General features: G+C 69.1%; 26 protein-coding genes. 4 read left to right on the top strand and 22 right to left on the bottom strand.

Annotation, left to right across the window (positions count from 1 at the left end):
• Window positions 1-17 precede the first annotated feature (17 nt).
• Window positions 18-1,046, bottom strand: coding sequence for a P1 family peptidase (locus EJO71_RS23810; RefSeq protein WP_125951112.1), 1,029 nt, complete (start codon window positions 1,044-1,046; stop codon window positions 18-20).
• A gap of 40 nt (window positions 1,047-1,086) precedes the next feature.
• Between EJO71_RS23810 and EJO71_RS23805 the strand changes: the two genes are divergently transcribed.
• The gene (locus EJO71_RS23805; protein ID WP_125951113.1) at window positions 1,087-2,388 is read left to right on the top strand and encodes an FAD-dependent oxidoreductase; all 1,302 of its coding nucleotides are present in this window, start codon (window positions 1,087-1,089) and stop codon (window positions 2,386-2,388) included.
• On the opposite strand, the gene EJO71_RS23800 is transcribed toward EJO71_RS23805, so the two are convergent.
• A complete protein-coding gene (locus tag EJO71_RS23800; protein ID WP_125951114.1) occupies window positions 2,389-3,285 on the bottom strand; it encodes a LysR family transcriptional regulator in 897 nt (298 codons plus the stop codon). It lies immediately after the preceding gene.
• Between the two features lie 110 nt (window positions 3,286-3,395).
• Here EJO71_RS23800 and EJO71_RS23795 point away from each other — a divergent pair, with 110 nt between their 5' ends.
• The gene (locus EJO71_RS23795) at window positions 3,396-4,301 is read left to right on the top strand and encodes an isocitrate lyase/phosphoenolpyruvate mutase family protein (RefSeq protein ID WP_125951115.1); all 906 of its coding nucleotides are present in this window, start codon (window positions 3,396-3,398) and stop codon (window positions 4,299-4,301) included.
• Here EJO71_RS23795 and EJO71_RS23790 read toward each other — a convergent pair.
• The 9 genes from EJO71_RS23790 to EJO71_RS23750 all read right to left on the bottom strand — a co-directional run bounded on the left by EJO71_RS23790 (window position 4,270) and on the right by EJO71_RS23750 (window position 10,881).
• The gene (locus EJO71_RS23790; RefSeq protein ID WP_125951116.1) at window positions 4,270-4,560 is read right to left on the bottom strand and encodes a copper-binding protein; all 291 of its coding nucleotides are present in this window, start codon (window positions 4,558-4,560) and stop codon (window positions 4,270-4,272) included. The two genes, EJO71_RS23795 and EJO71_RS23790, sit on opposite strands and share 32 nt — an antisense overlap.
• A 38-nt stretch (window positions 4,561-4,598) precedes the next feature.
• The gene (locus EJO71_RS23785; protein ID WP_125951117.1) at window positions 4,599-5,054 is read right to left on the bottom strand and encodes a DUF411 domain-containing protein; all 456 of its coding nucleotides are present in this window, start codon (window positions 5,052-5,054) and stop codon (window positions 4,599-4,601) included.
• An 11-nt stretch (window positions 5,055-5,065) separates the two neighbouring features.
• Window positions 5,066-5,584 carry a cupredoxin family protein gene (locus EJO71_RS23780; protein ID WP_125951118.1) on the bottom strand — a complete coding sequence of 173 codons (519 nt, stop codon included), beginning with the start codon at window positions 5,582-5,584 and terminating at the stop codon, window positions 5,066-5,068.
• Window positions 5,585-5,615: 31 nt separating this feature from the next.
• Complete coding sequence (locus EJO71_RS23775; RefSeq protein ID WP_125951119.1) at window positions 5,616-7,004, bottom strand: copper oxidase; 1,389 nt, start codon at window positions 7,002-7,004, stop codon at window positions 5,616-5,618.
• A gap of 1 nt (window position 7,005) precedes the next feature.
• Window positions 7,006-8,520, bottom strand: coding sequence for a TolC family protein (locus EJO71_RS23770; RefSeq protein WP_125951120.1), 1,515 nt, complete (start codon window positions 8,518-8,520; stop codon window positions 7,006-7,008).
• 77 nt (window positions 8,521-8,597) lie between these two features.
• Window positions 8,598-9,008, bottom strand: a complete 411-nt coding sequence (locus EJO71_RS23765) for a DUF2946 family protein (protein WP_125951121.1) — start codon at window positions 9,006-9,008, stop codon at window positions 8,598-8,600.
• 24 nt (window positions 9,009-9,032) lie between these two features.
• Window positions 9,033-9,308: a hypothetical protein gene (locus EJO71_RS23760; RefSeq protein ID WP_125951122.1), complete on the bottom strand. Its 276-nt coding sequence runs from the start codon at window positions 9,306-9,308 to the stop codon at window positions 9,033-9,035.
• A complete protein-coding gene (locus tag EJO71_RS23755; protein WP_125951123.1) occupies window positions 9,305-10,303 on the bottom strand; it encodes a glycerophosphodiester phosphodiesterase in 999 nt (332 codons plus the stop codon). Before EJO71_RS23755 ends, EJO71_RS23760 begins: the two co-directional genes overlap by 4 nt.
• Window positions 10,300-10,881, bottom strand: a complete 582-nt coding sequence (locus tag EJO71_RS23750; RefSeq protein ID WP_125951124.1) for a DUF1439 domain-containing protein — start codon at window positions 10,879-10,881, stop codon at window positions 10,300-10,302. Before EJO71_RS23750 ends, EJO71_RS23755 begins: the two co-directional genes overlap by 4 nt.
• A 233-nt stretch (window positions 10,882-11,114) precedes the next feature.
• Between EJO71_RS23750 and EJO71_RS23745 the strand changes: the two genes are divergently transcribed.
• Window positions 11,115-12,665, top strand: coding sequence for a glycosyltransferase family 39 protein (locus EJO71_RS23745; protein ID WP_164546886.1), 1,551 nt, complete (start codon window positions 11,115-11,117; stop codon window positions 12,663-12,665).
• Here EJO71_RS23745 and EJO71_RS23740 read toward each other — a convergent pair.
• The 11 genes from EJO71_RS23740 to EJO71_RS23685 form a co-directional block, all read right to left on the bottom strand.
• Window positions 12,638-13,144 carry a GNAT family N-acetyltransferase gene (locus EJO71_RS23740; RefSeq protein WP_125951126.1) on the bottom strand — a complete coding sequence of 169 codons (507 nt, stop codon included), beginning with the start codon at window positions 13,142-13,144 and terminating at the stop codon, window positions 12,638-12,640. The genes EJO71_RS23745 and EJO71_RS23740 overlap by 28 nt on opposite strands.
• Window positions 13,145-13,167: 23 nt before the next feature.
• Window positions 13,168-13,629, bottom strand: coding sequence for an ATP-binding protein (locus tag EJO71_RS23735; protein ID WP_125951262.1), 462 nt, complete (start codon window positions 13,627-13,629; stop codon window positions 13,168-13,170).
• Between the two features lie 221 nt (window positions 13,630-13,850).
• On the bottom strand, window positions 13,851-14,633 hold the full coding sequence (locus EJO71_RS23730; protein ID WP_125951127.1) for an amino acid ABC transporter ATP-binding protein: 783 nt from the start codon (window positions 14,631-14,633) through the stop codon (window positions 13,851-13,853).
• A complete protein-coding gene (locus EJO71_RS23725; protein ID WP_125951128.1) occupies window positions 14,617-15,270 on the bottom strand; it encodes an amino acid ABC transporter permease in 654 nt (217 codons plus the stop codon). Before EJO71_RS23725 ends, EJO71_RS23730 begins: the two co-directional genes overlap by 17 nt.
• Before the next feature lie 25 nt (window positions 15,271-15,295).
• On the bottom strand, window positions 15,296-15,958 hold the full coding sequence (locus EJO71_RS23720; RefSeq protein ID WP_125951129.1) for an amino acid ABC transporter permease: 663 nt from the start codon (window positions 15,956-15,958) through the stop codon (window positions 15,296-15,298).
• Between the two features lie 116 nt (window positions 15,959-16,074).
• The gene (locus tag EJO71_RS23710; protein WP_125951130.1) at window positions 16,075-16,875 is read right to left on the bottom strand and encodes a transporter substrate-binding domain-containing protein; all 801 of its coding nucleotides are present in this window, start codon (window positions 16,873-16,875) and stop codon (window positions 16,075-16,077) included.
• Window positions 16,872-17,654 (bottom strand): GntR family transcriptional regulator, encoded by a 783-nt coding sequence (locus EJO71_RS23705; protein WP_125951131.1) that lies wholly within the window; start codon window positions 17,652-17,654, stop codon window positions 16,872-16,874. The genes EJO71_RS23710 and EJO71_RS23705 overlap by 4 nt, the downstream gene beginning before the upstream one ends.
• 100 nt (window positions 17,655-17,754) lie before the next feature.
• Window positions 17,755-19,104 (bottom strand): MFS transporter, encoded by a 1,350-nt coding sequence (locus EJO71_RS23700; RefSeq protein WP_125951132.1) that lies wholly within the window; start codon window positions 19,102-19,104, stop codon window positions 17,755-17,757.
• A 31-nt stretch (window positions 19,105-19,135) separates the two neighbouring features.
• The gene (locus tag EJO71_RS23695; protein ID WP_125951133.1) at window positions 19,136-20,209 is read right to left on the bottom strand and encodes a hypothetical protein; all 1,074 of its coding nucleotides are present in this window, start codon (window positions 20,207-20,209) and stop codon (window positions 19,136-19,138) included.
• A gap of 34 nt (window positions 20,210-20,243) precedes the next feature.
• Window positions 20,244-21,017 (bottom strand): SDR family NAD(P)-dependent oxidoreductase, encoded by a 774-nt coding sequence (locus EJO71_RS23690; protein WP_125951134.1) that lies wholly within the window; start codon window positions 21,015-21,017, stop codon window positions 20,244-20,246.
• The gene (locus tag EJO71_RS23685) at window positions 21,014-21,532 is read right to left on the bottom strand and encodes an ester cyclase (protein ID WP_125951135.1); all 519 of its coding nucleotides are present in this window, start codon (window positions 21,530-21,532) and stop codon (window positions 21,014-21,016) included. The genes EJO71_RS23690 and EJO71_RS23685 overlap by 4 nt, the downstream gene beginning before the upstream one ends.
• Before the next feature lie 141 nt (window positions 21,533-21,673).
• On the opposite strand from EJO71_RS23685, the gene EJO71_RS23680 reads away from it, so the two are divergent.
• Window positions 21,674-22,393 (top strand): Crp/Fnr family transcriptional regulator, encoded by a 720-nt coding sequence (locus tag EJO71_RS23680; protein WP_125951136.1) that lies wholly within the window; start codon window positions 21,674-21,676, stop codon window positions 22,391-22,393.
• Window position 22,394 lies beyond the last annotated feature (1 nt).

The raw sequence follows: 22,394 nt of genomic DNA, 5'->3' as shown, positions 1-22,394 counted from the left end.
GGTGGTCCTTGCCGTGTTCAGCCGCCCGCCCCGGCGAGATCCGCCGCGCAGGGAATGTGCAGCTCGCCCACCGTCACCGCGCGCGCCGCGTGCACCGCGCGCAGCGTGGCAATGGCGACCGCTTCGGCGGCCATGGTGCTGAGCACTGTCATGCCGGGCGCGTCGCCCTCCAGCGGAACGCGGCCGGTGGCCAGCGCGAACAGCGTGTCGCCGTCGCTCATGGTGTGCACCGGGTTGATGGAGCGCGCCAGCCCGTCGTGCGAGACCATGGCGATCCGGTTGGCCTGCACCTTGGTCAGCACCGCGTCGGTGGCGATCACGCCGATGGTGGTGTTGGTGCCCGCCAGCAGGGGCTTGGGGCTCAGGCCGCGCAGCAAGGCGCGGCGGGTGTCGAGCAGGGCCTTGCCGTCCTCGGTGCGCGCGCCGGCCACGGGCTGGCCGGTGTCGTGGTCGATCACGTCGCCCAGCGAGTTGACCGCGATCAGCGCACCCACCGTGACGCCGCCGACCGTGACCGATGCGGTGCCGATGCCGCCCTTCATCGCGCGGTGCACGCCGAAGAGCTTGCCCACCAGCGCGCCGGTGCCGGCGCCCACGTTGCCCTCGGCGGGCGCCGCGGTGCTGGCGGCCTCGCAGGCCGCATAGCCGGCCGCGGCGTCGGGGCGGATGCGCGCGTCGCCCATGGGCAGGTCGAACAGCACGGCGGCCGGCACGATGGGCAGGGTGCCGAAGCGCACGTCCATGCCGATGTTGCGTTCCTCCATCCAGCGCATCGCGCCTTCGGCCGCCGCAAGGCCCCAGGCGCTGCCGCCCGCGAGCATCACCGCGTGCACCTGCTGCACGAGGTTGCCGGGCGAGAGCAGGTCGGTCTCGCGCGTGCCGGGGGCGGCGCCGCGCACGTCCACGCCGGCCACGGCGCCGTCGCGCGCCATGATCACGGTGCAGCCGGTGGGGCGGCGGGTGTCGGAGAAATGGCCGACCTCGATGCCGGCGACGTCGGTGATGGCACCGGCGGAATGGGAGAGTGAAGAAGTCGGAGCTGGCATGGCGGCCGATTATGAGACCGCACCCCTTACGATCCCCGGCATGACGGTTGCAAGAAGTTTCTCTTCCGGCGTGGGCGATCGCCGCCACGTGGTCGTGATCGGCTCCGGCGCGGTGGGTAGCGCCACTGCCATCGAGTCATTGCGCGCGGGCCTGCGCGTGACCGTGGTGGAGCCCGGCGAGCCGGGCGGCCCGCACGCCACGAGCTACGGCAATGCCGGCTGGCTGTCGTCGCATTCCGTGGTGCCGCCCGCGTTGCCGGGGGCGTGGCTCAAGGTGCCGGGCTGGCTGGCCGACCCGCTCGGGCCCCTGGCGGTGCGCTGGCGCTATCTGCCACGCGCCCTGCCATGGTTGTTGCATTACCTGGCTTCGGGCTGGACCGAGGCGCGCGTGCAGCGCACGGCCGATGCATTGCGCACGTTGCTGGCCGATGCGCCCGTGCTGCACGCGCAGCTGGCCGCCGAGGCCGGCGTGCCGCAGCTCATCGAACATCGCGGGTTGTTGCACGCCTACCTGTCCCGCGCCGAATTCGAAGGCGACGCGCTCGGCTGGCGCGTGCGCGGGCGTACCGGCGTGCAGTGGGAGGAATGGCCGGAGGACGAGTTGCGCCGCCGCGAACCCGACCTGCATGCTCGCTACACCTTCGGCATCTTCGTGCCCGAGGCCGGCCATTGCCGCGACCCGGGCAGCTACGTGGCGGCCCTCGCAAGGCATGCGCTCAGTGCGGGCGCCGAACGCGTCGCGGCCCGCGCGACGGGCTTCCGCATCGAGGGCGGCCGGCTGCGCGCCGTGCTCACCGAAGCCGGTGAGATCGCCTGCGACGCCGCCGCGATCTGCGCCGGAGCCCGTTCAGGCCCGCTGGCCGCCGCCGCTGGCTCCCCGGTGCCGCTGGAGTCGGAGCGCGGCTATCACGTGGTTGTCGAAGGCGCCACGGTCGGGCCGCGCACGCCGACGGCGGTGTCCGACGGCAAGCTCATCGCCCACTGGATGGACGGCGGCCTGCGCGCGGCGGGGCAGGTGGAGATCGCCGGGCTCAAGGCCGCGCCGGACTGGCGCCGAGCCGAGATCCTGCACACGCACCTGCAATCGATGTTTCCCTCGCTTGCCGCACCCGCGCCGGGCTCGCCTTCGACGGTGAAGCATTGGCTCGGACACCGCCCGAGCCTGCCCGACGGGCTGCCCTGCATCGGCCCGGCAGCCGCCAGTGCCGATGTCGTGCTGGCCTTCGGGCATGGGCACGTCGGACTCTGCGGCTCGGCGCGTACGGGGCGACTGGCGGCGCAGTTGCTCGCGGGCGTTGCGCCGGAGATTCCGCTGAAGCCCTTCGATCCGGCCCGCTTCTGACTAGAACCCGCCGCGCTCCAGTTCGGCAAGCAGCGCGCGCGTCGCGCGGCTGAGAAAGGCCGAGCGGCGTACCACGCACGCCACCGGAACGCGCACGTCGAGATCCGCGACGTGGATCAGCGCGAGGCTTCCCCGCGCGACTTCCTCGGCAATGCCGCTCTCCTGCAGGAAGGCCAGGCCGAACCCGGCCTCGACCAGCCGCTTCTGCGCCGTGAGGCTGTCGACGGCGCTCCAGTCGACCTTTTCCACGCCCCGCACGAGGAACTGCGAAAAGATCGCTTCCGCATGCGGCTCGGCGCGCCGTGGCGGCTGCGGAAAGGCCAGCCACCGCTCCTTCGAGAGCCGCACCAGTGACTTCAGCCGCTTGCCAGCCAGCGGATGGGTGGGTGCACACGCGACCACCAGCTGCTCGTGGTGAACGACCTTGCACAGCAGGTCCGGCGACGGGTCTTCGTAGTAGCGCAAGCCCACCGCCATGTCGCCAGCGCGCACCTTCTCGCTGACCTCCGCGCTGGTGGCCGTCTGCAGGCGTATGTCGAGGCCCGGAAGCGATTCCCGCAGCTTCGCGAGCACCGCCGCGAGGCCCGAACTCGCCAGCGTGCCGACGGCCGCGATGTGCACGGCGCCCACCGCGTCGGACTTCGCCGCCTGCACCGCGGCTACGGCATCGCCGAGCGCCGCCGCCACCTTCTCGGCGTGCGGCAGCAGCGCCTCGCCCGCCTGGCTCAGCCGCAGCCCGCGGCCGACGCGCTCGAACAGCACGGCGCCGATCTCTTCTTCCAGCAGCGCAAGGCGGCGGCTGATCGCCGACTGCGTGCGCGAGAGGGCGGTCGCGGCGGCGGAGACGCCTCCTTGCCGGTGGACCGTCAGGAATGTGGCGAGTGCTTCCGAATCCATGTGAGGCTATGCATGCAAGAAATCGATGGGTTGGAGAAATATTATGCGTTTGACGCGCGTTGCCGCGAACTCCACCATCGGGGCCTTTCATCGATCACGACGGAGCTGGAATGGACCAGAAGACACGTACTGCGCGCGGCCGCGCCTTTCTCGAACTGCACAGGAAAGGCGGCGGTTTCGTCATGCCCAACGCCTGGGACCCGGGCAGCGCGATCCTGCTTGCGTCGGAAGGCTTCAAGGCCATCGGCACCACCAGCGCCGGCATCGCCTTCTCGCTGGGAAGGCCGGACTACAACGTGAGGGACGCCAGCCTCTCGGTCGGCCGCGAGGAAATGATCGAGGTGGTGCGGAAGATCGCCGCGGCGGTGGACGCTCCCGTGAATGCCGACCTGGAAGCGGGCTACGGTGACGAGCCCGGGGACGTGGCCGACACCATCCGCATGGCCATCGAGGCCGGCGCGGCGGGCGGCAACATCGAGGACACCGACGCCGCGCGCGGACGCCTGTTCGACGAGAAGCCGGCTGTCGAACGCATCGCGGCGGCCCGTGGCGCGATCGATGCCGCGGGCGGCGGCTTCGTGCTGAATGCGCGCACCGACGCGTTCCAGTTCCGGTTTCCCGGCGACGACGCGCTGGGCGTTGCGATCCGGCGCGCCAACCGCTTCATCGAGGCGGGCGCGGATTGCGTGTTCGTGCCGGGCGTGACCGACCTCGCCCTGGTACGCACGCTGGCGCGCGAGATCGCCGGCCCTCTCAACATCGTGATGGGGCTGAACGAGGCGACAGCCGGTGCCTTCGAGCTGATCGAGGCCGGTGCCACACGCATCAGCGTGGGAGGCTCGATCGCGCGCTCGGTGATGGCGCTGGTCAGGCGCAGCGCGCAGGAGCTGCACGCGCTCGGAACGGTGTCCTACGCGAGCAGCCAGATCCCGCAGCGAGAGCTCAATGCCCTGTTCGAGGCGGCATCGAGGACGAACGCAAGCCTCAGTTCGACGGCGCGATCGACAGCACCGTGAGGGCGCCGTCGACCTTGTCGGCCGTGAACTGGACCTTGTCGCCGGGCTTCACCTTGGTGAGCAGCGCGGGGTCGCTCACGCGGAAGACCATCGTCATGCCCGGCATCTCGAGGTTGGGAATGTCGCCGTGCTTCAGCGTGATCTTCTTCGTGTCGGCGTCGACCTTGCGGACCTCGCCTTCGACGGAGGGCAGGGCAGCCTGCGCGAAGGCGGCAGCGGCGAGCAGGGCGGCGGAGAGGGCGGTGAACAGTTTCTTCATGATGGTTTTTCTTTCCTTGAGAGATGGTCGGATTGGTTTCAGCGATAGCTCTGGTAGACGCGCGTGCCGCCATCGGCCAGCACCAGCAGCACGTCGTAGGGATCGCGCTGGTCGCCGTAGGCCGGGCCGTCCATGCCCGGCGAGCCCACCGGCATGCCGGGCACCGCGAGGCCGACGGCCTTGGGCTTTTCCTTGAGCAGCCGCTGCACTTCGCGCGCGGGCACGTGGCCCTCGATGGCGTAGCCGCCGACCAGGCCCGTGTGGCACGAGCCCAGCTTGGCAGGAATGCCCAGCCGGTTGCGCGCGGCGGTGTTGCCTTCGTCGTGCACGCGCGTGGCGAAGCCGTTCTTGTTCAGGTGCTTCACCCAGTCCTGGCAGCAGCCGCAGTTCGGGTCTTTCCAGATCTCGACCATCGGCGCAGCGGCCTTCGCGGTCGTCGTGGCGAACGGCAAGGCGGCGGAGGCCAGTGCCAGCAGCATGTCTCTTCTCTGCATGGCGTTCTCCCTCAGGATTTGCCGGCGGCGGGCAGCACGCGGATGCGGCCGGCCATGCCGAGCTCGTAGTGGTCCTTCACGAGGCATGCGAAGTCGAACTCGCCGGCACGGTTGAAAGTCCAGACCATGTCGCCGGTCTTGCCGGCGGGCACGTGCACCATCCACGGGTCGTCGTGTTCCATGTCCGGGAATTTCTTCATCATGGCCGCGTGGGCCTCGATCTCGGCGGTGGTACCGAGCACGAGCTCGTGCAGTTCCTTGCCGCGGTTCTTCAGGCGCAGGCGGATGGTGTCGCCTTCACGCACTTCGATGACCGAGGGCGTGAAGGTCATGTCGTCGGCCATCGCGATGTCGATGGTCCGCTTCACCGCGCTCTTCTTGCCCGCGATGCCCCAGGGCTTCTGCTCGGGCGCGAGTTCGGCGGCACCCTTCGGCTTGGGGTTGTTGTGGGCCTCGTGCGCCAGCGACGCAGTGGCGGCGGCCGCGAGCGCGAGGCCCGCGGCGATGGACTTGAGGTGTGTCTTGTTCATGAGGTGAGCTCCGGTAAGCAAGGAGAGGGGATCAGTGGTTGTGCGCGTCATGCCCCGAGGGCTTGCGCACGGTCGCGTCGGGCTTGCCGCCTTTCGGGGATGCGGGTGTTTCCTTGCGCGTGGCGGGCGGCACGTTGGCGTTCGGTACTTCGCGCGCCACGGTGCCGGCCGGATGCCTGAACCAGCCCGGGTCGCGGTAGTCGCCGGGCTTCTGGTCGCGCCGCACCTTCAGCAGCGTGAACATGCCGCCCATCTCGGCCGAGCCGAAGGGGCCGGTGCCGGTCATCATCGGCACGGTGTTGTCGGGAATGGGCATTTCCATCTCGCCCATGTCGGCCATGCCCTTGTCGCCCATCACCATGTAGTCGGGCACGAGCTTGCGGATCTTCTCGGCCACGCCCTTGTGGTCCACGCCGATCATGGTCGGCACGTCGTGGCCCATCGGCCCCATGGTGTGGTGCGCCTTGTGGCAGTGCAGCGCCCAGTCGCCTTCCTCGTCGGCGATGAATTCCATCTGCCGCATCTGGCCCACCGCCACGTCCACCGACACCTCGGGCCAGCGCGCGGTGCGCGGCACGGGGCCGCCGTCGGTGCCGGTCACCTCGAACTCGTGGCCGTGGATGTGAATGGGGTGATTGGTCATCGTGAGGTTGCCCGCGCGGATGCGCACGCGGTCGCCCTTGCGCACGTTGAGCGTGTCGATGGCCGGGAACACGCGGCTGTTGAAGCTCCAGATGTTGAAGTCGGTCATGGTGTTGACCTTGGGCGTGGCGCTGCCGGGCTCCACGTCGAAGCTGCCGAGCAGGAAGCAGAAGTCGCGGTCGACCTTCTCGATCAGCGGGTGATCGGCCTTCGGGTGCGTGACCCAGAAGCCCATCATCCCCATCGCCATCTGCACCATCTCGTCGGCATGCGGGTGGTACATGAAGGTGCCGGGGCGGCGGGCGGTGAACTCGTAGACGAAGGTCTTGCCCGGCGGAATGTGCGGTTGCGTGATGCCGCCCACGCCGTCCATGCCGTTGGGCAGGCGCTGGCCGTGCCAGTGCACGGTGGTGTGCTCGGGCAGCCTGTTGGTGACGAAGATGCGGACCTTGTCGCCTTCCACCACCTCGATGGTCGGCCCGGGCGACTGGCCGTTGTAGCCCCACATGTTGACCTTGAAGCCCGGCGCCATCTCGCGCACCACGGGCTCGGCGACGAGGTGAAATTCCTTGACGCCCGCGTTCATGCGCCAGGGCAGCGTCCAGCCGTTGAGCGTGACGACGGGGTTGTAGGGCCGCCCGTTCGGCGGCACCAGCGGCGGCGCGGTGGCGGTGGAGGCCTGCGAGACAGGCTCGGGCAGGGCAGCCATCGACACACGGCTGACGGTGGTGGCGGCGACGGCCGTGGCCGCACCCGCGAAGAAGTTTCGACGGTTCATTTCAGTGGCCTCCCGTTGCGGGGGCATCGCCGGCAGCCGCGGTCTGCGGCGCCGTCATTGCACCGGGCGAGCTGCCCGTGAGCACCAGCTGCAGATCGGTGTCCGCCAGCCAGAAATCGCGCTGCGCCTCGATGCCCGCGTTCACCGCGAGCATGCTGGCGCGCGTTTCGCCGAGCAGTTCCCAGACGCTGGCGAGCATGCCGTTGTAGCGAAGGACCATTTCCTCGTTGACCTTCTTTCGCAGCGGCAGCACGTCGTCGCGGTAGCGGCGGGCGAGGGCGTAGGCCGTGTTCCAGCCCTGCCATGCCTCGCGTGCCTCGCTTGCGGCGAGCACGCCCACGTCGCGCACGCGGGCGGCCGACTGCAGGTACTGCGCCTCGGCGCGGCCGTTGCGCGACTGGCCCCAGTCGAAGATCGGAATGGGCAGCTCCAGCTCGAAGCCGCGCTTGGTCTTCTTCGTGCGGTCGGCGTCGTTGTCGAAGGTGGTGTTGCGCACCACGCCTAGTTCCATCGCGTTGATCATGCTGGTGGCGTGCGTGAGGCCGAGCGAGCCGGCCACGGCGGCGTTCTGGGCCTGAGCCGAGCGCACGTCGAGGCGGTCGCGCAGCGCCAGCGCCTGCACGTCGCCGAGCTCGGGCGGCGCCTTCGGCAGCGGCGGCAGGCGGTCGGGCAGGGTGTAGCTGGCGGCGCGCTCGCCGCTCAGTCCCATCAGCCGCGTGAGCTGCTCGCGCGAAGCCACGGCGGCCTGCTCGGCGCGCGCCAGCTGCGCGGCCGCGTCGGCCAGCAGCAGCTGTTCGCGCGTGCGCTGCAGCGCGCTCCAGTTGCCGACCTGGGCCATGCGGTGCGCGAGCTCGGCACCGGCTTCGGCCGCCTCCTTCGCATCGCGCAGGTAGACCACGCTCTGCTGCGCCGCCACCGCGCGCACCCAGGCGCGGCGGGTGTCGGCGGCCAGCATCAGAACGCTCTGCGCGGCCTGCAGCTTGGCCGCCTCGTGCCGCTGGCCGGCCCATCGGGCCTGCCATGGCAGCGTGACGAGGCCCAGCACATTGAAGCTGAGCATCCGCTCGAACTCGCGCTCGCTGCCCTGCGCCAGTCGGCTGAACGAGAGCACCGGATTCGGCAGGCTCGCGGCCTGCACGCGGTTGGCGTCGCTGAGTTGCAGTGTGGCGAAGGCGTCCTGCACGCGCGGGCCGTTGATGAGCGCGATGCGCACCGCGGCCTCGACGTCGAGCGGTTTGGCCAGCAGCGCGTCGACGCTCTTCTGCGAGGCTTCGTCGGGCGCGCGCTGGGCCGTGGCACCGGCCATCAGCGGGTTGTTGCCGACCAGCGCCTGCACGTCGGCGCTGCCGCCGTCCGGCGACAGGCTCGCACAGCCGGCGAGCACCAGCGCGGCGGCCAGCACCGCGCCGGACCTGATAAATGAAAGCGGAGGCCTGCGACCGGCAGGCGGAGCCAGCTCGCTACGCCTCCGATAGCGATGGGTGCCGGCGGGCTGCCGGCTGACAAGGGATTTCACGCTCGATCTCCATGAGCAATACGACGGACGCCGCGAGCCGGAACGGGCTCACTGCGGACGGACTACGGGCAGGGAGATCAGGAAATGGGTGGTTTCAGGCCCGAAACGGGCTCCGCGCTGACGAAGCGCGCCGCATGCGCCGTGGGCTGCATGCGGGGGGCGTCATTCACGGCGTCGGCAAGGGGCAGGCCGCCCAGCGCCACCGTGTGACAGACCTGGCATGCGGTGCAGGTGCCGCAGCCTTGGTGATCAGAGTGATCGGAACTGTTGCCGTCATGGCTGTCGCCATGCGAGGACATGTCCATGCTCATGCCGCTGTCGCCGGCCTCCATCGCCTCGTGGCAATGGGCTTCGGCCGCCGCGGTCGCCATGGATGCCGCCGCAACCGCCGGCAGCGAATGCCGCACCATCTCGACCGCCATGGCATCGCCGAGCCAGCCGCGAACGGGCAGCAGGACGATCATGATGGCGAGCAGCAGGGTGCGCATGGGGCGAAATGATAAACCGGGGCTTCAAGGCACCAGCTGGCTCCGGGCCTTGTCGGCCCACACCTGCAGGTTGTCGAGCAGGTCCTTCTGGCTGAAGGAGCAGCTCTCCTCGCTGAAGAGCGCGCCCGACTCCAGCCGGTCGAGCAGGTTCAGCAGCACCTCGCCGTAGCGCGGGGGCAGGGCGCCCAGCAGCTCGGTGCTGGTGCGCGCCTCGTTCGACAGCGTGGTGATCGATCCGCCGCCGTCGCGCAGGGCCGCGACGCGCGCGGCGATGGCGTCGAGTTGCAGCGCGGCGCTCATGACTGGCTGCTCTTGCCGGGCGGCGGCAGCGACAGCCCGCGCTCGCGCATCAGGTCGCGCAGGATGTCGGGGTAGTCGGTGATGATCCCGTCTGCGCCCCAGTCCATCAGGCGCTGCATGTCGGCGCGCTGGTTCACGGTCCAGGGCAGCACCTTCATGCCGATCTTCTGCGCTTCCCTGATGACTTCCGGCGTCAGGTCGGCGAAGGCCGGCGACCAGATCACCGGACTCGGCGCGTTGGCCGACGCAGCCCTGACCATCTGCGGCACCGAGGCGAAGCTGGCCAGGTCGAAGCCATCGGTCCAGCTCTTGTCCTTCAGCGTGCGGGGCGTTGTGAGATAGGCGCGCGGCAGCTGCGGCGCGAGCTTGCCGACCAGCGTCAGCGTGCGCCAGTCGAAGCTCTGGATGGTCACGCGGTCGGCCATCTTCGCCTTGTCGATCTCGGCGAGCAGCGCGCGCACCATCGGCTCGGGCGCGGCGGTCTCGTCGGGCTTCGACGGGTCGATCTTGGTCTCGATGTTGAAGCGCACCGTGGCCGCGTCGGCGCCACGCGCCTGCACCTGCGCGAAGAGCGCCGCCAGTGTGGGAATGCGCTCGCCGTCGCGCGGTATCTGCAGCGCGAACTGCTTGCCGTAGTTGCTGGCCGGATTGATGCGGCCCACGTCATAGCGTTGCAGTTGCGCCAGCGTGAGCGAGCGGATCGGGGCGCCGCTCTTCGGCGCCAGCCATGCGCCGCCCGCGTCGCGCGTGTGGTCGGGGTTGAGCGAGGTGTCGTGCGAGATCACGACAACGCCGTCGGCCGTGAGGCCGATGTCGAGCTCCAGCGTGGTCACGCCCATGTCGACGGCATTGGAGAACGCGGCCAGCGTGTTCTCGGGCGCCAGCCCGCGTCCGCCGCGGTGGGCCTCCAGGTCGAAGTGCTGCCTTGCCGTGGGCGCGATGGCGGCGCAGCCGGCAAGAAGCAGGGCGGAGGCCAGGAGTGTGTATTTCTTCATTTGAGTTGCACCTTGATCCCGTTGTCCTGCACCGTGATGTCGCCGATCTCGTAGGTCTTGCGTCCGACCGTGAGTTCGTCGGCCGTGAAGCTGCGCAGCACCTGGCCCTGCAGCAGTTCCTGCGCGACCACGGCACCGATCTTCTGCAGCCGCTCGGCGTCGCGCCCCTCGATGCCCTGCAGTTCCAGCCGCTCGGCCTTGGGCTGGTCGAGCCGCAGGGCTCGGGCGGTGACGTCGTATCGCAACGCGCTGCTGACCGACACCACGCCCTGCACCGGCGAGGCCGCCAGCAGCGGGCTCGCGATGGTCAGGGTGGCGGTGATGGCTGCGCGGTTGGCCTGCGCGTTCAGGCCGAGCTGCGGATCGCGCAGCCCGACCATGAAGATTTCGGCGTAGCGCTCGGCCACCGGGAATCGCTTGGCGATCTGCGCCTGCAGCTCGTCGCGGCTGGCGGTGTATTCGCTGGTGAAGAAATTGAAGCCGGCCAGCGCCGCGAAGGGCGCCTGCAGGGCCGCAGCGCCCAGCAACGCGCGGAGCACCCGGCGGCGGGCGGTGGGGGACGGGGTGCGGATGTTCATACTTTCATGAGCTTGCCACAGGAGCAGCAGGCTCCCTCGCGCCAGGAAAGGATTGGCGTGATTTATAAACGGCAGGTAAAGTTTTTTGTCGAATTGCAAAGACTTGTAGTAAATACTGCTTATATTCGACGTGCGCACCAGGCAGCATTTCCTGCGCAGCGGAAATGCAACCCATGCGAGCGACAGGGCGGCCCCGACGCCTGCCCGTTTCCCTCCTCACACGGATGCTTTTCATGCTGCTTCAACCCGACAGCTCCGGGGATGCTCTCGGTCGCCCGACGGACCTGGAATCTCGCGATGCGCCGGCATCGTCGCCATGCCGGTCCGCCAACGCCCACCTGCCCGATGCCGTGGCCTGGATGGCGGTCTGGGCCGTCGCCTGGGTCTCGGTGCTCATGGCCCTGAGTTGGTCGCCACCGACGGATTCGGTCGAGCAGCTCATCTGGGTGCGCTCCATCGAGTGGGGCTACCACAAGCATCCGCCCTTGCCCACCATGATGATCTGGCCGCTGGTCCAGCTCTTCGGCATTCACGAATGGGTGGTAAGCGCCGCTGGCGCGCTGGTCATCTCGGGGGCGCTGCTGATTTCGTGGCGGCTGGTGCGCGAGCTGGCCGGCAATCATTTCGCGGCGCTGGCCATGCTCGGCTCGCTGAGCGTCACCTACTACAGCGGGCGCACCAACTTCTACAACCACAACACCGTGCTGCTGCTGTTCGTGGCGGCGGCCGCGTGGTTCTGCTGGCGCGCCTTCGCGGACCGTTCGCCCAGGGCCTGGCTCGCGCTGGGGCTCATGCTCGGGCTCGGCGCGCTGGCCAAGTACCAGGTCGTGCTGGCGGCCTTCTGCGTCATCGCCTTCTGGCTCGCGCAGCGTGGCTGGCGTGACCCGCTGCACCTGCGCGGCCTGCTGAACGCCGCGATGGTCGCGGCCGTGGTCTTCGCGCCCCATCTCTGGTGGCTGGTGGCGAATGATTTCCTTCCGTTCCGCTACGCGGCCCATACCTCGCTGGGCGCCGCGATGGCCTGCGCGCAGCGCGCGGCCCACGCGGTTCACTGGCTGGCCGACCAGTGCAACCGGCTGAGTCCCGCGCTGCTGCTGGCGGCCGGGCTGCTGTGGAAGACGAGGCGCGAGACCATGCCCGCATCGTCCGACCCGGTCCCCGTCATCGGCCCGGACGCCCGGGTCTTCCTTCTCATCTGGGGCCTGTTGCCGCTGTTGACGATCGTGGTGATCGGCCTCGCGACCGGCGCCGATCTCCAGTTCCAGTGGGGGACGGCCTTCATGTCCTTCACCTGCGCAGCGCTGATGCTCTTTCTTCCCACGGGCCGGTGGCATCGCATCGAGCGGCGCGACGCCGTCACCGGTTTTCTTGCGGTCCAGATCCTGCTGTTTGCAATGACCTGGGTGATGTCGCCGATGAGCGGCCTGGGCCTGTCGAAGAGCCGGTCCGCCGGTTTTCGTTCGGAGCATTTCGCGCAGCGCATCGGGCCGCCCGCGCGTGCAGTGCTCGGCGGTCCGGTCAGGATCGTCGCCGGGTCGGCGCGGATCGCGAGCGCCTTCGCGCTGCGCATGCCCGAGCGGCCGCTGGTCCTGCTCGACGGCGACATGACGGCCAGCCCATGGCTGAGCGTTGCGCAGATCCGGCGGCACGGCGTGCTGTGGGTGGGCGACGAGAACTCCGCGCCACCGCCCGGCCTCGAGCGGCACTGGGTGACGGGCAAGCTTTGGTGGGCCGTGCAACTGCCCGAGCCCGCGGCTCAGGAAGACGAGTCGCCGGACGACTGAACCGGAAGCTCATAGCGGGCGAAGGACCACTCGCCCTTGCGGATCACGCTGTGCAGCGAGAAGCCGAATCGCTCGTACAGCGCGCGCAGCGGCGCGCGGTCGGCCATGCAGTCCAGCCGCAGGAAGGGGCGCCCCAGGCTGCGGGTGCGCTCGCGTGCGAAGTCCAGCAGTTGCAGCGGCACGCCTTGCCCGGCATGCGCGCGGTTGACGGCGAGCTTGTGCACGTAAAGCGAGGTACCGGCTTCGACCTCGGGCCAGAAGTTCGGATCCTCGAGGTCGAGCCGCACGACGCCGGCCACCTCGCCATTGCTGCGCGCGATGAAGTAGCTGCCGGCGTCGGTGTCGCGCTGGATGCGTTCGAGGGCAATCTCCGCTCCCGACCACAGCGGACGGCCCTCGGCGGCGATCCATCGGGCGGCTTCGTTCAACACGGCCGCGACGGTGGTTGCTTCGGAGGGCCTAGCTTGTTCGATCTGCATGGGGGCATGAGCATAGCCATGCCTCAGGCATGCCTGATCACGTCGAAGCCCTCTTCCGGCGAGGGCGCGGCGAAGTGGCTGGTGATCAGGTCGAACTGCTCGTCCGTCGTCTCGAAGGGATGCGTGCCGCTCGCGTTGCGCGCGCGCAGGCGCTCCTTGCAGACCGCGTCGGGCACGTCGAGGAAGTGCAGCCTGTGCGCCGCGCCGGCCGTCTCGAAGATGCCGCGCATCCACCGGCGGCTGGCCACGGTGTTGGCGGGAAAGTCGAGCACCACCGACACGCCGGCCCCGAGCAGCTCGGCCACATGGGGCGCCATTGCCTGCTTCAGCCGGCCGGCGCAACGCACGTAGTCGGGCAGTTCACGGATCTCGCCGGGGTAGAGCGCGGCGAGCCACGAGTCCTCGCTGATCAGCACCGTGCCGGGCATCGCCGCCAGCTGCCGCGTGAGCGTGGACTTGCCGGCGCCGATCTTGCCGCAGACCATGTGAAGCACGGGTGTGGATGGGGCAGTCAATTCGTTTCTCCTGAAGGTTCGGTCTTGAAGAAGCGCCCCGGGAAACGAAAAACCCGCCTCTCGGGGCGGGTCGTGTGGCGTGTGCTTGTGACGCTGCGCGCTAACCCACCATCCCTTTCGGAATGATGCGAATGATCGGCGCGATGTACAGGCAGGCCACGGGCAGAGGATAGCCCAGGCCGACGGCCCGCTCAGTCATGCAGCGACGACAGGAACTGCTTGAGCTCCGCCGTCTGCGGATTGCCGAACAGCTCCGCCGGCGGCCCCATCTCGTGCACGCGGCCCTGGTGCATGAAGATCACGCGGTCGCTGACCTTGCGCGCAAAGCTCATCTCGTGCGTCACCATCAGCAGCGTCATGCCCTCGTCGGCCAGCGACTCCACCACGCGCAGCACCTCGCCAACCAGCTCGGGGTCGAGCGCCGATGTGATCTCGTCGCACAGCAGCACGGCCGGCTCCATCGCCAACGCACGGGCGATGGCCACGCGCTGCTGCTGGCCGCCCGAAAGCTGGTCGGGCATGGCGTCGAACTTCTCGGCCAGGCCCACGCGCGTGAGCAGCTTGCGCGCCTGCGAGGCGGCCTCCAGGCTGCTGCGCTTCTTCACCAGCGTGGGCGCGAGCATCACGTTCTTGCCGACCGTGAGATGCGGAAACAGGTTGAAGCCCTGGAAGATCATGCCCACGCGCTGGCGCAACTCGCGCATGGCCATCGCGCTCTCGTGCAGCAGGGGCTTGCCGTCGACCGTGAGCGAGCCTTCCTGGAACACTTCCAGCCCGTTGACGCAGCGCAGCAGCGTGCTCTTTCCCGAGCCGCTCTTGCCGATGATGGCGATCACCTCGCCGCGCTTCACGTCGAGGTCGATGCCCTTCAATACTTCGTTGGTGCCGTAGGACTTGCGCAGCGCGGTGATGCGCACGATGGGGGCGCCCACCGAGGTGGCGGGCTGTTGTTGCGTTTCAAGTACGGCGGCCATGGGATTTCCTCTCGAGGTTCTTGGCGTACAGGCTCACGGGGAAGCACAGCACGAAATAAAGCAGGGCCACGCAGCTGAACACCACGAAAGGCTGGAAAGTGGCGTTCGAAATCATGCTGCCGGCCTTGGTGAGTTCGACGAAGCCGATCACCGACGCGAGCGCCGTGCCCTTGATGACCTGCACCAGGAAACCCACGGTGGGAGCGATGGCGATCTTCACGGCCTGCGGCAGGATCACGTGGCGAAGCTGCTCGCCGAAGCTCAGCGCGAGGCTGCCCGATGCTTCCCACTGCCCCTTCGGGATCGAGGCCACGCAGCCGCGCCAGATCTCGGTGAGGAAGGCGCTGGTGTAGAGCGTGAGCGCCACGCTGGCGGCGGTCCACGCCGACACATCGATGCCGAAGAGGGCGATGCCGAAGTAGGCCAGGAACAGCTGCATCAGCAGCGGCGTGCCCTGGAAGAGCTGCACGTACAGGCCCACGACCCTGCCGATCGCCTTGCCGCCGCGCAGCCGCAGGAACAGCAGCAGCGCGCCCACGATGCCGCCGCCGATGAAGGCGATGAGCGAGAGCACGACGGTCCAGCGCAGCGCCAGCAACAGGTTGCGCAGGATGTCCCAGAGAGAAAAGTCAGCCATGGTGAGGGAACCCGTGTTCGTTCGGTCAGCGGCCGAAGAAGAACTTCGGTCCCGCCCAGTCGAGCAGCCGCCGCAGCGCCACCGACAGCGCCAGGTAGATCAGCGTGGCGACGATGAAAGCCTCGAAGGCGCGGAAGTTGCGACTCTGGATCAGGTTGGCCGCGTAGCTCAGTTCCTCGGTGGAGATCTGCCCGCACACGGCAGAGCCCAGCATCACGATGACGATCTGGCTCACCATCGCGGGCCACACCTTCTTCAGCGCCGGCGGCAGCACCACGCGCAGGAACACCTGCGACTTGCTCAGCGCCAGGCTCACGGCCGCTTCGATCTGCCCCTTGGGCGTGGCCTCGATGCCGGCGCGGATGATCTCGGTGGAGTAGGCGCCGAGGTTCAGCACCATTGCGATCACCGAGGCCACCTCCGGCGTGAGCTTGACACCCGCCGCCGGCAGCCCGAAGAAGATGAAGAACAGCTGCACGATGAAGGGCGTGTTGCGGATCAGCTCCACGTACGTACCCACGATGGCGCGCAGCCACTTCGGGCCATCGGCCCGCGCCCATGCGCAGAAAGTGCCGACGATCATGCCCAGCACGGTGCCCACGGCGGTCAGGCCGACGGTCCACGCCACGCCGCGAAGCAGCAGCGGCCACTCGGAGAGCACCGCACCGAAATCAAACTCGATGTTCATAGGTCAGTCTGTTCGTGGAACGCCGCGGAACCGGCTTCGCCGGGCCGCAGGCGTTGCCCCCGGCGAGGGGGTGTGCGCAGCGACACGAAGTGCGCGAAGCATGGGGGAGTGCCCGTTCAGACGGGAAGGTCGCCGGCGGCCTTGCCCAGCCACTTCTTCGACATGGCGTCCAGCGTGCCGTCCTTCTTGGCTGCCGCGATGATCTCGTTGACCTTGGTCTTCAGCGCGGTCTCGCCCTTGGCGATGCCGACGAAGCAGGGGCTGTCCTTCAGCAGCAGCTTGAACTCGGCGCTCACCTTCGGGTTCTTGGCGAGCATGTCGCCGGCGACCGCGGCGCTGGTCGCGAGGGTCTGCGTCTGGCCGGCCACGAAGGCCGCGATGGTCGCGTTGTTGTCCTCGAAGCGGCGATAGTCGACGTTCGGCGGCGCGACCTTGTTCAGTTCCTGGTCTTCCATCGCGCCGCGCGTCACGGCAACGGTCTTGCCGGCCATCTCGGCGAAGCTGGTGAGCTTCATGCTCTTGGCGGCGTACACGGCCTGGAAGAAGGGAGCGTAGGCCGACGAGAAATCGATCACCTTCTCGCGCTCGGCGTTCTTGCCCAGCGTGGAGATCACGAGGTCGGCCTTCCGGGTCTGCAGGTACGGGATGCGGTTGGCGCTGGTCACGGGCACCAGCTCGACCTTCACGCCGAGCTTGGCGCCGATGAGCTCGGCCATCTCCACGTCGAGGCCCTGCGGCTTCATGTTCTTGTCGACCGAGCCGTAGGGCGGGTAGTCGGTGGGCACGGCGATCTTGATGGTCTTGGCCTTGAGCACGTTGTCCAGCGCGTTCTGGGCGTGCGCGGCGCCGGCCGAGGCCAGCATGGCGGCGGAAGCGAGCGCGAGGGCGACGCGGCGTTTGGATGCAGAGAAGGTCATAGCAGGGCTCCTAGGTAAGTCGAAGAATCGGAATCGGGGGGCGCACCGGGCTTGCGGCGCTTGCCCTTGGGTGTGGCGGGCGCAGCGGCGGCGGCCGTGTTCTGCAGCGGCGCCAGCGCGTCGCGCAGCTGGGCCAGCGGATCGGTGGGTGCCTGAACGCGAAGGGCCGACTGCACCGTGCCGATATGCTCGGCCATCAGCGCCTCGGCGGCGGCGTGGTCGCCGCGCTCCAGTGCCGCGACGATCTGCACGTGGTCCTCGCAGGACTGCACCGCGTCGTGCGTGGACTGGTAGAGCATGGCGATCAGCGTGGTGCGCGCCGTGTAGTCGCGCAGCGTGTCGGCCAGCAGCGTGTTGCCCAGGCATTCGGCCAGGCACACGTGGAAGTCGCCCAGCAGGAAGCTGCGGTTGCCGACGTCGCTCTCTTTCAGTGCAGCCTTTTCACGCTGCAGGTGCGCCTTCAGCTGGCGCAGGGCGGTCTTCTCGATCTTGCCGTTGCTGCCCGCGCTGCGGATCAGGCCCAGTTCGATCACGCGCCGCGCCTCGAAGGCCTCGCGCGCCTCGTCCTGCGAGGGCTCGATGACGAACCAGCCGCGCCGCGCGCTCACCGTGACGATGCCGCGCGCCGCCAGCCGCGTGAGCGCCTCGCGCACGATGGTGCGGCTGCAGTCGAACAGCATCGCCAGCTGCTGCTCACCCAGGCGCGAACCCGGCGCGAGCTTCTGCGCCATCACCGCCTCGACGATGCGTGCACTGATTTCGGATGCGGAGATGGCCATGGGTCTGCATACCAGCAGCTTCTGTGCCAACTGGTATGCAAGCTTTGCGCACCTGAATGGAGCGCGGCCCCGGTGCGGGGCCCCTGCGGAATGCGCCGCTTCAGTGCCGTGGGCGACCCAGCGCGCTGGCCGGCAGTGCCACAAGCATGAGCAATGCCGACAGCACCAGCGCCCCGCTCAGCACATGGAGGCTGGGCGTGAAGCTGCCCGTCAGCGTCTTGAGCCAGCCGACCATCATCGGTGCCACCAGCCCCGCACTGCCGCCGATGGTGCTGATGAGCGCGATGCCCGCCGCGGCCGCGCTCTTCGACATGAAGTTGCCCGGCACCGACCAGAGCACGGTGAACGCCGCCGAGATGCCCATGGCCGCGAGAGACAGGCACAGCACGGCCGCGATGGCGTTGTGCATGAAGAGCGTGGTCAGCGCCAGTCCGGCCGCGCCGACGACGGCGCTCAGCGCGAAGTGCCAGCGGCGCTCCTTGCGCCGGTCCGAACGCCGTCCCACGACGATATTGGCCGCGATGCCCGCCACCGCCGGAATCACCGAGTAGAAGCCGATCTGCAGCACGCTCAGCCCCATCGACTTCAGGATCGTGGGCTGCCAGAACGACAGCGCGTAGATGCCCAGGATGATCAGGAAGGACATGAAGCCGATCAGCCAGACCCGGCCGTCGCGCATCGCCGCGCCGAAGGTGTGGCGCCCGGCGGCGCCGTGCGCGGCCTGGTCCTCGGCCAGCAGGCGCGCGATGCGCTGTTTCTCGGCGCCCGACAGCCAGGCCGCCTGCGCCGGACTGTTCGACAGCCAGCGGAAGGCCGCCACGCCCAGCAGCACGCTCGGCAGCCCTTCGAGCAGGAACAGCCACTGCCAGCCGCGCAGCGACAGCACGCCGTCGAGGTAGGTCATCGTGAGCCCGGCGATCGGCCCGGCCACGATGGGCGCCGCGCCGAAGGCCATGAAGAAGAGCGCAGTGGCCTGCGCGCGGCGGTGCGAGGGGAACCACAGCGTCAGGTAGAACAGCACGCCCGGCGCGAAGCCCGCCTCGAACACGCCGATGAGAAAGCGCAGCACGTAGAACTGCGTGGGCGTGGTCGCGAACATCATCGCCGCCGAGGCCAGCCCCCACAGGCCCATGATGCGCAGCAGCGTCGCGCGCACGCCGATCTTCGCGAGCATCAGGTTGCTCGGAATCTCGAACACCGCGTAGCCGATGAAGAAGATGCCCGCGCCCAGGCCGAACACGGCGTCGCTGAAGCCCAGCTGGTCCTTCATCTGCAGCTGCGCGTAGCCGACGTTGGTGCGGTCCAGGTAGTTCAGCACGTAGCAGGCGCACAGCAGCGGCATCAGGCGCCAGGTGATCTTGCGGAAGAGGGCGGCGTCGTCGCGCGAGCTTGCGTCGGCCGTGGTGTCCGGCGAGCGCGCGTCGGCGGCATCGAGGGCGGCGGTGTTCATCGATTTGTCTCCTTCGTTCTTCTGATCGGCGTCAGGCGACGGTGGGCGTGCCGTGGCTGGTCTCGCCCCACAGGTGGCTGGTGGGTGCGCCCGGAAAGAGCCAGTGCGGCGTGCATTCCGCCGAAGGCACCACGTTGCTGAAGCCATGCGCGGCCGAGGTGCCGGCGAGCGTCTTCTCCAGCACCATCGACAGGTACTGGTCGTTGCTGCTCTCCTGCGTGTTGCCGTTGAGGATCACCTCCGCGCCGGTGGCCTTGGCATAGCGGCGTATGCCGTTGTGCCGCGACTGCAGTGGCGCCCAGCTGTCGGCCGACACGCCGTTCTCGCTGCTCACGCGCAGGCCGTCGCCGGTGCGGTAGACCAGCGAATGGTTGCCCTCGGTGTGGCCCGGCGTGTGCACCAGCGCCAGTCCGCGCCCGAGCTGGATGCTGCCGTCGAAGGGCACGATGCGCCCGGCCGGAATGCCGTCGAGGCCGTGCGGGCAGTACCACTCGGCCTGCACCGGCAACAGGCCCTGCACGCTGGCGAGTTCCTGGCGGTGTACCAGCAGCTTCGCGTTCGGCAGCATGCCCGGCGTGCCGGCATTGCCGAGCCAGCGGCGCATGTCCTGCGTGTGCAGGTGGTCGTAGGTGATGTAGTCGACTTGCTCCGGCGCGATACCGCAGCTTGCCAGCGCCTGCGGCACGGTCTGGTAGACCGGCGCGATTGCCTTGTGCAGGAATTTCGGCGTCTGCTCGCTCAGGCGCTTGAAGTAGGGCGTCTCGTTGCCGGCCTCGAAGTCGGCCGGCGTGAACAGCAGCGTGCGCAGCCGGCCCTCGAAGTCGTCGTACTGGATCAGCACGGTGCGCGCCAGCAGGTGCACCATGTGCGGCTTGAGCAGCTGCTGCGAGTACACGCCGGTGAAGGCGAACCACGCGGGGTACGGAATGCGCAGCAGGTTGAAGCTGCGCGCGAAGCGCACGGGCGGCGCATCGAGCAGGCGTTCGCGCAGGGCTTCGGCGGCGCGGCGGATGGCGCGCAGGCGGTCTTGCGGCATGGCGGCGTCGCGGGTGTCGTCGAAATCCGCCAGTTGTGCGAAGCCGGTGGGTTCGGGGTCTCGGGTCATGGGTGGTTCTCCTTGGCTTTTGGCGCGCAGGCTCTCAGTACGTCGAGCGGCCGCCCGAGATGTCGAACACGGCACCGGTGCTGAACGAGCAGTCGTCCGACGCGAGCCACGCGGCCATGGCCGCCACTTCGTCGACCTCGACGAAGCGCGCCATGGGCACGCGCGAGAGCAGGGCGGTGCGCAGCTGTTCGCGGTGTTCGGCGGGCACGGCCGCGAACACTTCGGTGTCGGCGGCCGAGGGCGTGATGCAGTTCACCAGCACACCCGAAGAAGCCAGCTCCTTGCCGAGCGACTTGGTGAGCGAGATGAGCCCGGCCTTCGAGGCGGAGTACGCGGCGTTGAAGCCGTTGCCCTCCTTGCCCGCAACAGAGGCGATGTTGACGATGCGACCGCGCCGCCGGGCGAGCATCACCGGCGCGACTGCGCGGCAGCACAGCCACGCACCAGTCAGGTTGACATCGAGCACGTTGCGCCACTGCGCGGGCGTGTGCTCCCAGGCCTGAACCGTCGGACCCAGCACGCCGGCGTTGTTGACGAGGATGTCGATGCCGCCGAAGCGCTCCTGCGACTGGGCAGCCGCGCCGGCGATCTGCTCTTCGTCGCGCACGTCGACGACCGCCGAGATGGCGGTGCCCAGTGGCGCGAGCGTCTGCAACTCATTTGCCAGCATCGATGCATCGAGATCCCACAGCGCGACGCTCGCGCCGGCCGCGAGGTATCGCCGCGCGATCGCCAGCCCGATGCCGCGCGCACCGCCTGTCACGATGGCATGCCGGCCCGCGAGCGCGTCGCCGCGCAGCGCGCTCATGCGGCCGCCGTCTCGGGTGCGCGCGCGGCGGCCGGCTGGCCCAGCAGCCCGCCGACCAGCGCGGCGACGTGCTCCGCGGGCACGCCGGCCAGCAACTGCCGCAGCATCGTCAGCGTGTCGAAGTACACGCGCTCGCACACCAGCCGGTCGCCCTCGAAGATGAAGAAGGCGTTCATGCGGCAGCGGAAGCTGTTGCCGGTGGGAGGCAGGCCCTTGAGCGGCCCCTTGTGCGTGCCGAGCAGCCAGAACTCGACCACCACCGAATCGTCGGCGTGGCGCAGCTGGATGATCTCGTGGCGCTGGTCCGGAAAGGCGCGGCGCGTGTCGATGTAGTACTGGCGTACCTCGGCCATGCCGTCGTGCACTTCACCGCTGGGAATCAGCTCGTAGTGCGGATGCGGGAAGGTGCCGAGCACCGCATCGAAGTCCTGCCGGGTCTCGTCGGCGAAGTGGTCGAGCACGAGGCGCTCGCGGCGGGCCTGGAGTTCGGTGCGTGGGGTGTTGTCGTTGCTCATCGGGGTGTGCTCCATGTGACAGGAAGGCTGCTGACATCGGGTTGGCGCGAATGCGCCGGCCCGGGCTCGCTGCGTACTATCGGCACGCCCCTGAAACAAGACTGTCCGGTGTTGGCAATCGCCGCTACGGACAAACCCGCGATGCCACGCACGCCCCCTTCATCTCCCGACACGCCGCCGGACGCGCAGCCTTCGCCGGTGCACAACGGCGACATGCGGCTGGCCGAAGACGTGCAGCAGCGCCTGCTCGCGGTGGCGCACCGGCGCACGCTGGCGCGCGGCGAATCGCTCTTCCACAAGGGCTCGTCGCCCGATGCACTCTTCGGCGTGGTCGCCGGGTCGCTGCGCGTGAGCGTGGTGGCGCCGGGCGGGCGCGAGGCGGTGATCGCGATGCTCGAGCCCGGCCACTGGTTTGGTGAGGTGTCGCTGCTGGTGGGGCGCGAGCGCGTCTACGACACCTGCGCGGTCGATACCACCGAGATGGCGGTGGTCGCGGCGGCCGATTTCCATCGCCTCGTGGCCGAGCATCCCGACGTGCACATGGCCTTCACGCGGCTGGTGTGCCTGCGGCTGCGGCAGGCGCTGGCGTGGATCGACGACGTGATCCTGATGCCGCTGCCGGTGCGGCTCGCGCACCGCCTGCTCACGCTGGACGCGCGCGCGGAGGGCACGGGCGAGGGCGGCGGCACGCTGCTGGGCGTGTCGCAGGAAGACCTGTCGTTCATGCTCGGCGTGTCGCGCCAGAGCGTGAACCGGCAGCTCAAGCTGTGGGAGGAAGACGGCACGCTGCGCGTGCGCTACCGCAGCATCGAGCTGCTGGATCGCGCCCAACTGGAGCGGCACGCGGCCACGCCGCCCTGAA

Origin of the sequence: Variovorax sp. 679, assembly GCF_003952185.1 — a bacterium.
Lineage (GTDB): Bacteria > Pseudomonadota > Gammaproteobacteria > Burkholderiales > Burkholderiaceae_C > Variovorax.
The sequence above is the reverse complement of the archived record's forward strand: the minus strand, read 5'-3'. Positions and strand labels throughout refer to the sequence as shown.

What these genes read in the sequence shown, in the direction of transcription:
- EJO71_RS23795 (WP_125951115.1), top strand. Translation starts at nt 3,396, where the DNA reads ATGGACCAGAAGACACGTACTGCGCGCGGCCGCGCCTTTCTCGAACTG.
- EJO71_RS23720 (WP_125951129.1), bottom strand. Translation starts at nt 15,958, where the DNA reads ATGAACATCGAGTTTGATTTCGGTGCGGTGCTCTCCGAGTGGCCGCTG.
- EJO71_RS23700 (WP_125951132.1), bottom strand. Translation starts at nt 19,104, where the DNA reads ATGAACACCGCCGCCCTCGATGCCGCCGACGCGCGCTCGCCGGACACC.
- EJO71_RS23775 (WP_125951119.1), bottom strand. Translation starts at nt 7,004, where the DNA reads ATGAACCGTCGAAACTTCTTCGCGGGTGCGGCCACGGCCGTCGCCGCC.
- EJO71_RS23785 (WP_125951117.1), bottom strand. Translation starts at nt 5,054, where the DNA reads ATGCAGAGAAGAGACATGCTGCTGGCACTGGCCTCCGCCGCCTTGCCG.
- EJO71_RS23690 (WP_125951134.1), bottom strand. Translation starts at nt 21,017, where the DNA reads ATGAGCGCGCTGCGCGGCGACGCGCTCGCGGGCCGGCATGCCATCGTG.
- EJO71_RS23710 (WP_125951130.1), bottom strand. Translation starts at nt 16,875, where the DNA reads ATGACCTTCTCTGCATCCAAACGCCGCGTCGCCCTCGCGCTCGCTTCC.
- EJO71_RS23740 (WP_125951126.1), bottom strand. Translation starts at nt 13,144, where the DNA reads ATGCAGATCGAACAAGCTAGGCCCTCCGAAGCAACCACCGTCGCGGCC.
- EJO71_RS23790 (WP_125951116.1), bottom strand. Translation starts at nt 4,560, where the DNA reads ATGAAGAAACTGTTCACCGCCCTCTCCGCCGCCCTGCTCGCCGCTGCC.
- EJO71_RS23810 (WP_125951112.1), bottom strand. Translation starts at nt 1,046, where the DNA reads ATGCCAGCTCCGACTTCTTCACTCTCCCATTCCGCCGGTGCCATCACC.
- EJO71_RS23730 (WP_125951127.1), bottom strand. Translation starts at nt 14,633, where the DNA reads ATGGCCGCCGTACTTGAAACGCAACAACAGCCCGCCACCTCGGTGGGC.
- EJO71_RS23755 (WP_125951123.1), bottom strand. Translation starts at nt 10,303, where the DNA reads ATGAAGAAATACACACTCCTGGCCTCCGCCCTGCTTCTTGCCGGCTGC.
- EJO71_RS23750 (WP_125951124.1), bottom strand. Translation starts at nt 10,881, where the DNA reads ATGAACATCCGCACCCCGTCCCCCACCGCCCGCCGCCGGGTGCTCCGC.
- EJO71_RS23800 (WP_125951114.1), bottom strand. Translation starts at nt 3,285, where the DNA reads ATGGATTCGGAAGCACTCGCCACATTCCTGACGGTCCACCGGCAAGGA.
- EJO71_RS23735 (WP_125951262.1), bottom strand. Translation starts at nt 13,629, where the DNA reads ATGGTCTGCGGCAAGATCGGCGCCGGCAAGTCCACGCTCACGCGGCAG.
- EJO71_RS23805 (WP_125951113.1), top strand. Translation starts at nt 1,087, where the DNA reads ATGACGGTTGCAAGAAGTTTCTCTTCCGGCGTGGGCGATCGCCGCCAC.
- EJO71_RS23760 (WP_125951122.1), bottom strand. Translation starts at nt 9,308, where the DNA reads ATGAGCGCCGCGCTGCAACTCGACGCCATCGCCGCGCGCGTCGCGGCC.
- EJO71_RS23765 (WP_125951121.1), bottom strand. Translation starts at nt 9,008, where the DNA reads ATGCGCACCCTGCTGCTCGCCATCATGATCGTCCTGCTGCCCGTTCGC.
- EJO71_RS23680 (WP_125951136.1), top strand. Translation starts at nt 21,674, where the DNA reads ATGCCACGCACGCCCCCTTCATCTCCCGACACGCCGCCGGACGCGCAG.
- EJO71_RS23695 (WP_125951133.1), bottom strand. Translation starts at nt 20,209, where the DNA reads ATGACCCGAGACCCCGAACCCACCGGCTTCGCACAACTGGCGGATTTC.
- EJO71_RS23725 (WP_125951128.1), bottom strand. Translation starts at nt 15,270, where the DNA reads ATGGCTGACTTTTCTCTCTGGGACATCCTGCGCAACCTGTTGCTGGCG.
- EJO71_RS23745 (WP_164546886.1), top strand. Translation starts at nt 11,115, where the DNA reads ATGCTGCTTCAACCCGACAGCTCCGGGGATGCTCTCGGTCGCCCGACG.
- EJO71_RS23685 (WP_125951135.1), bottom strand. Translation starts at nt 21,532, where the DNA reads ATGAGCAACGACAACACCCCACGCACCGAACTCCAGGCCCGCCGCGAG.
- EJO71_RS23705 (WP_125951131.1), bottom strand. Translation starts at nt 17,654, where the DNA reads ATGGCCATCTCCGCATCCGAAATCAGTGCACGCATCGTCGAGGCGGTG.
- EJO71_RS23780 (WP_125951118.1), bottom strand. Translation starts at nt 5,584, where the DNA reads ATGAACAAGACACACCTCAAGTCCATCGCCGCGGGCCTCGCGCTCGCG.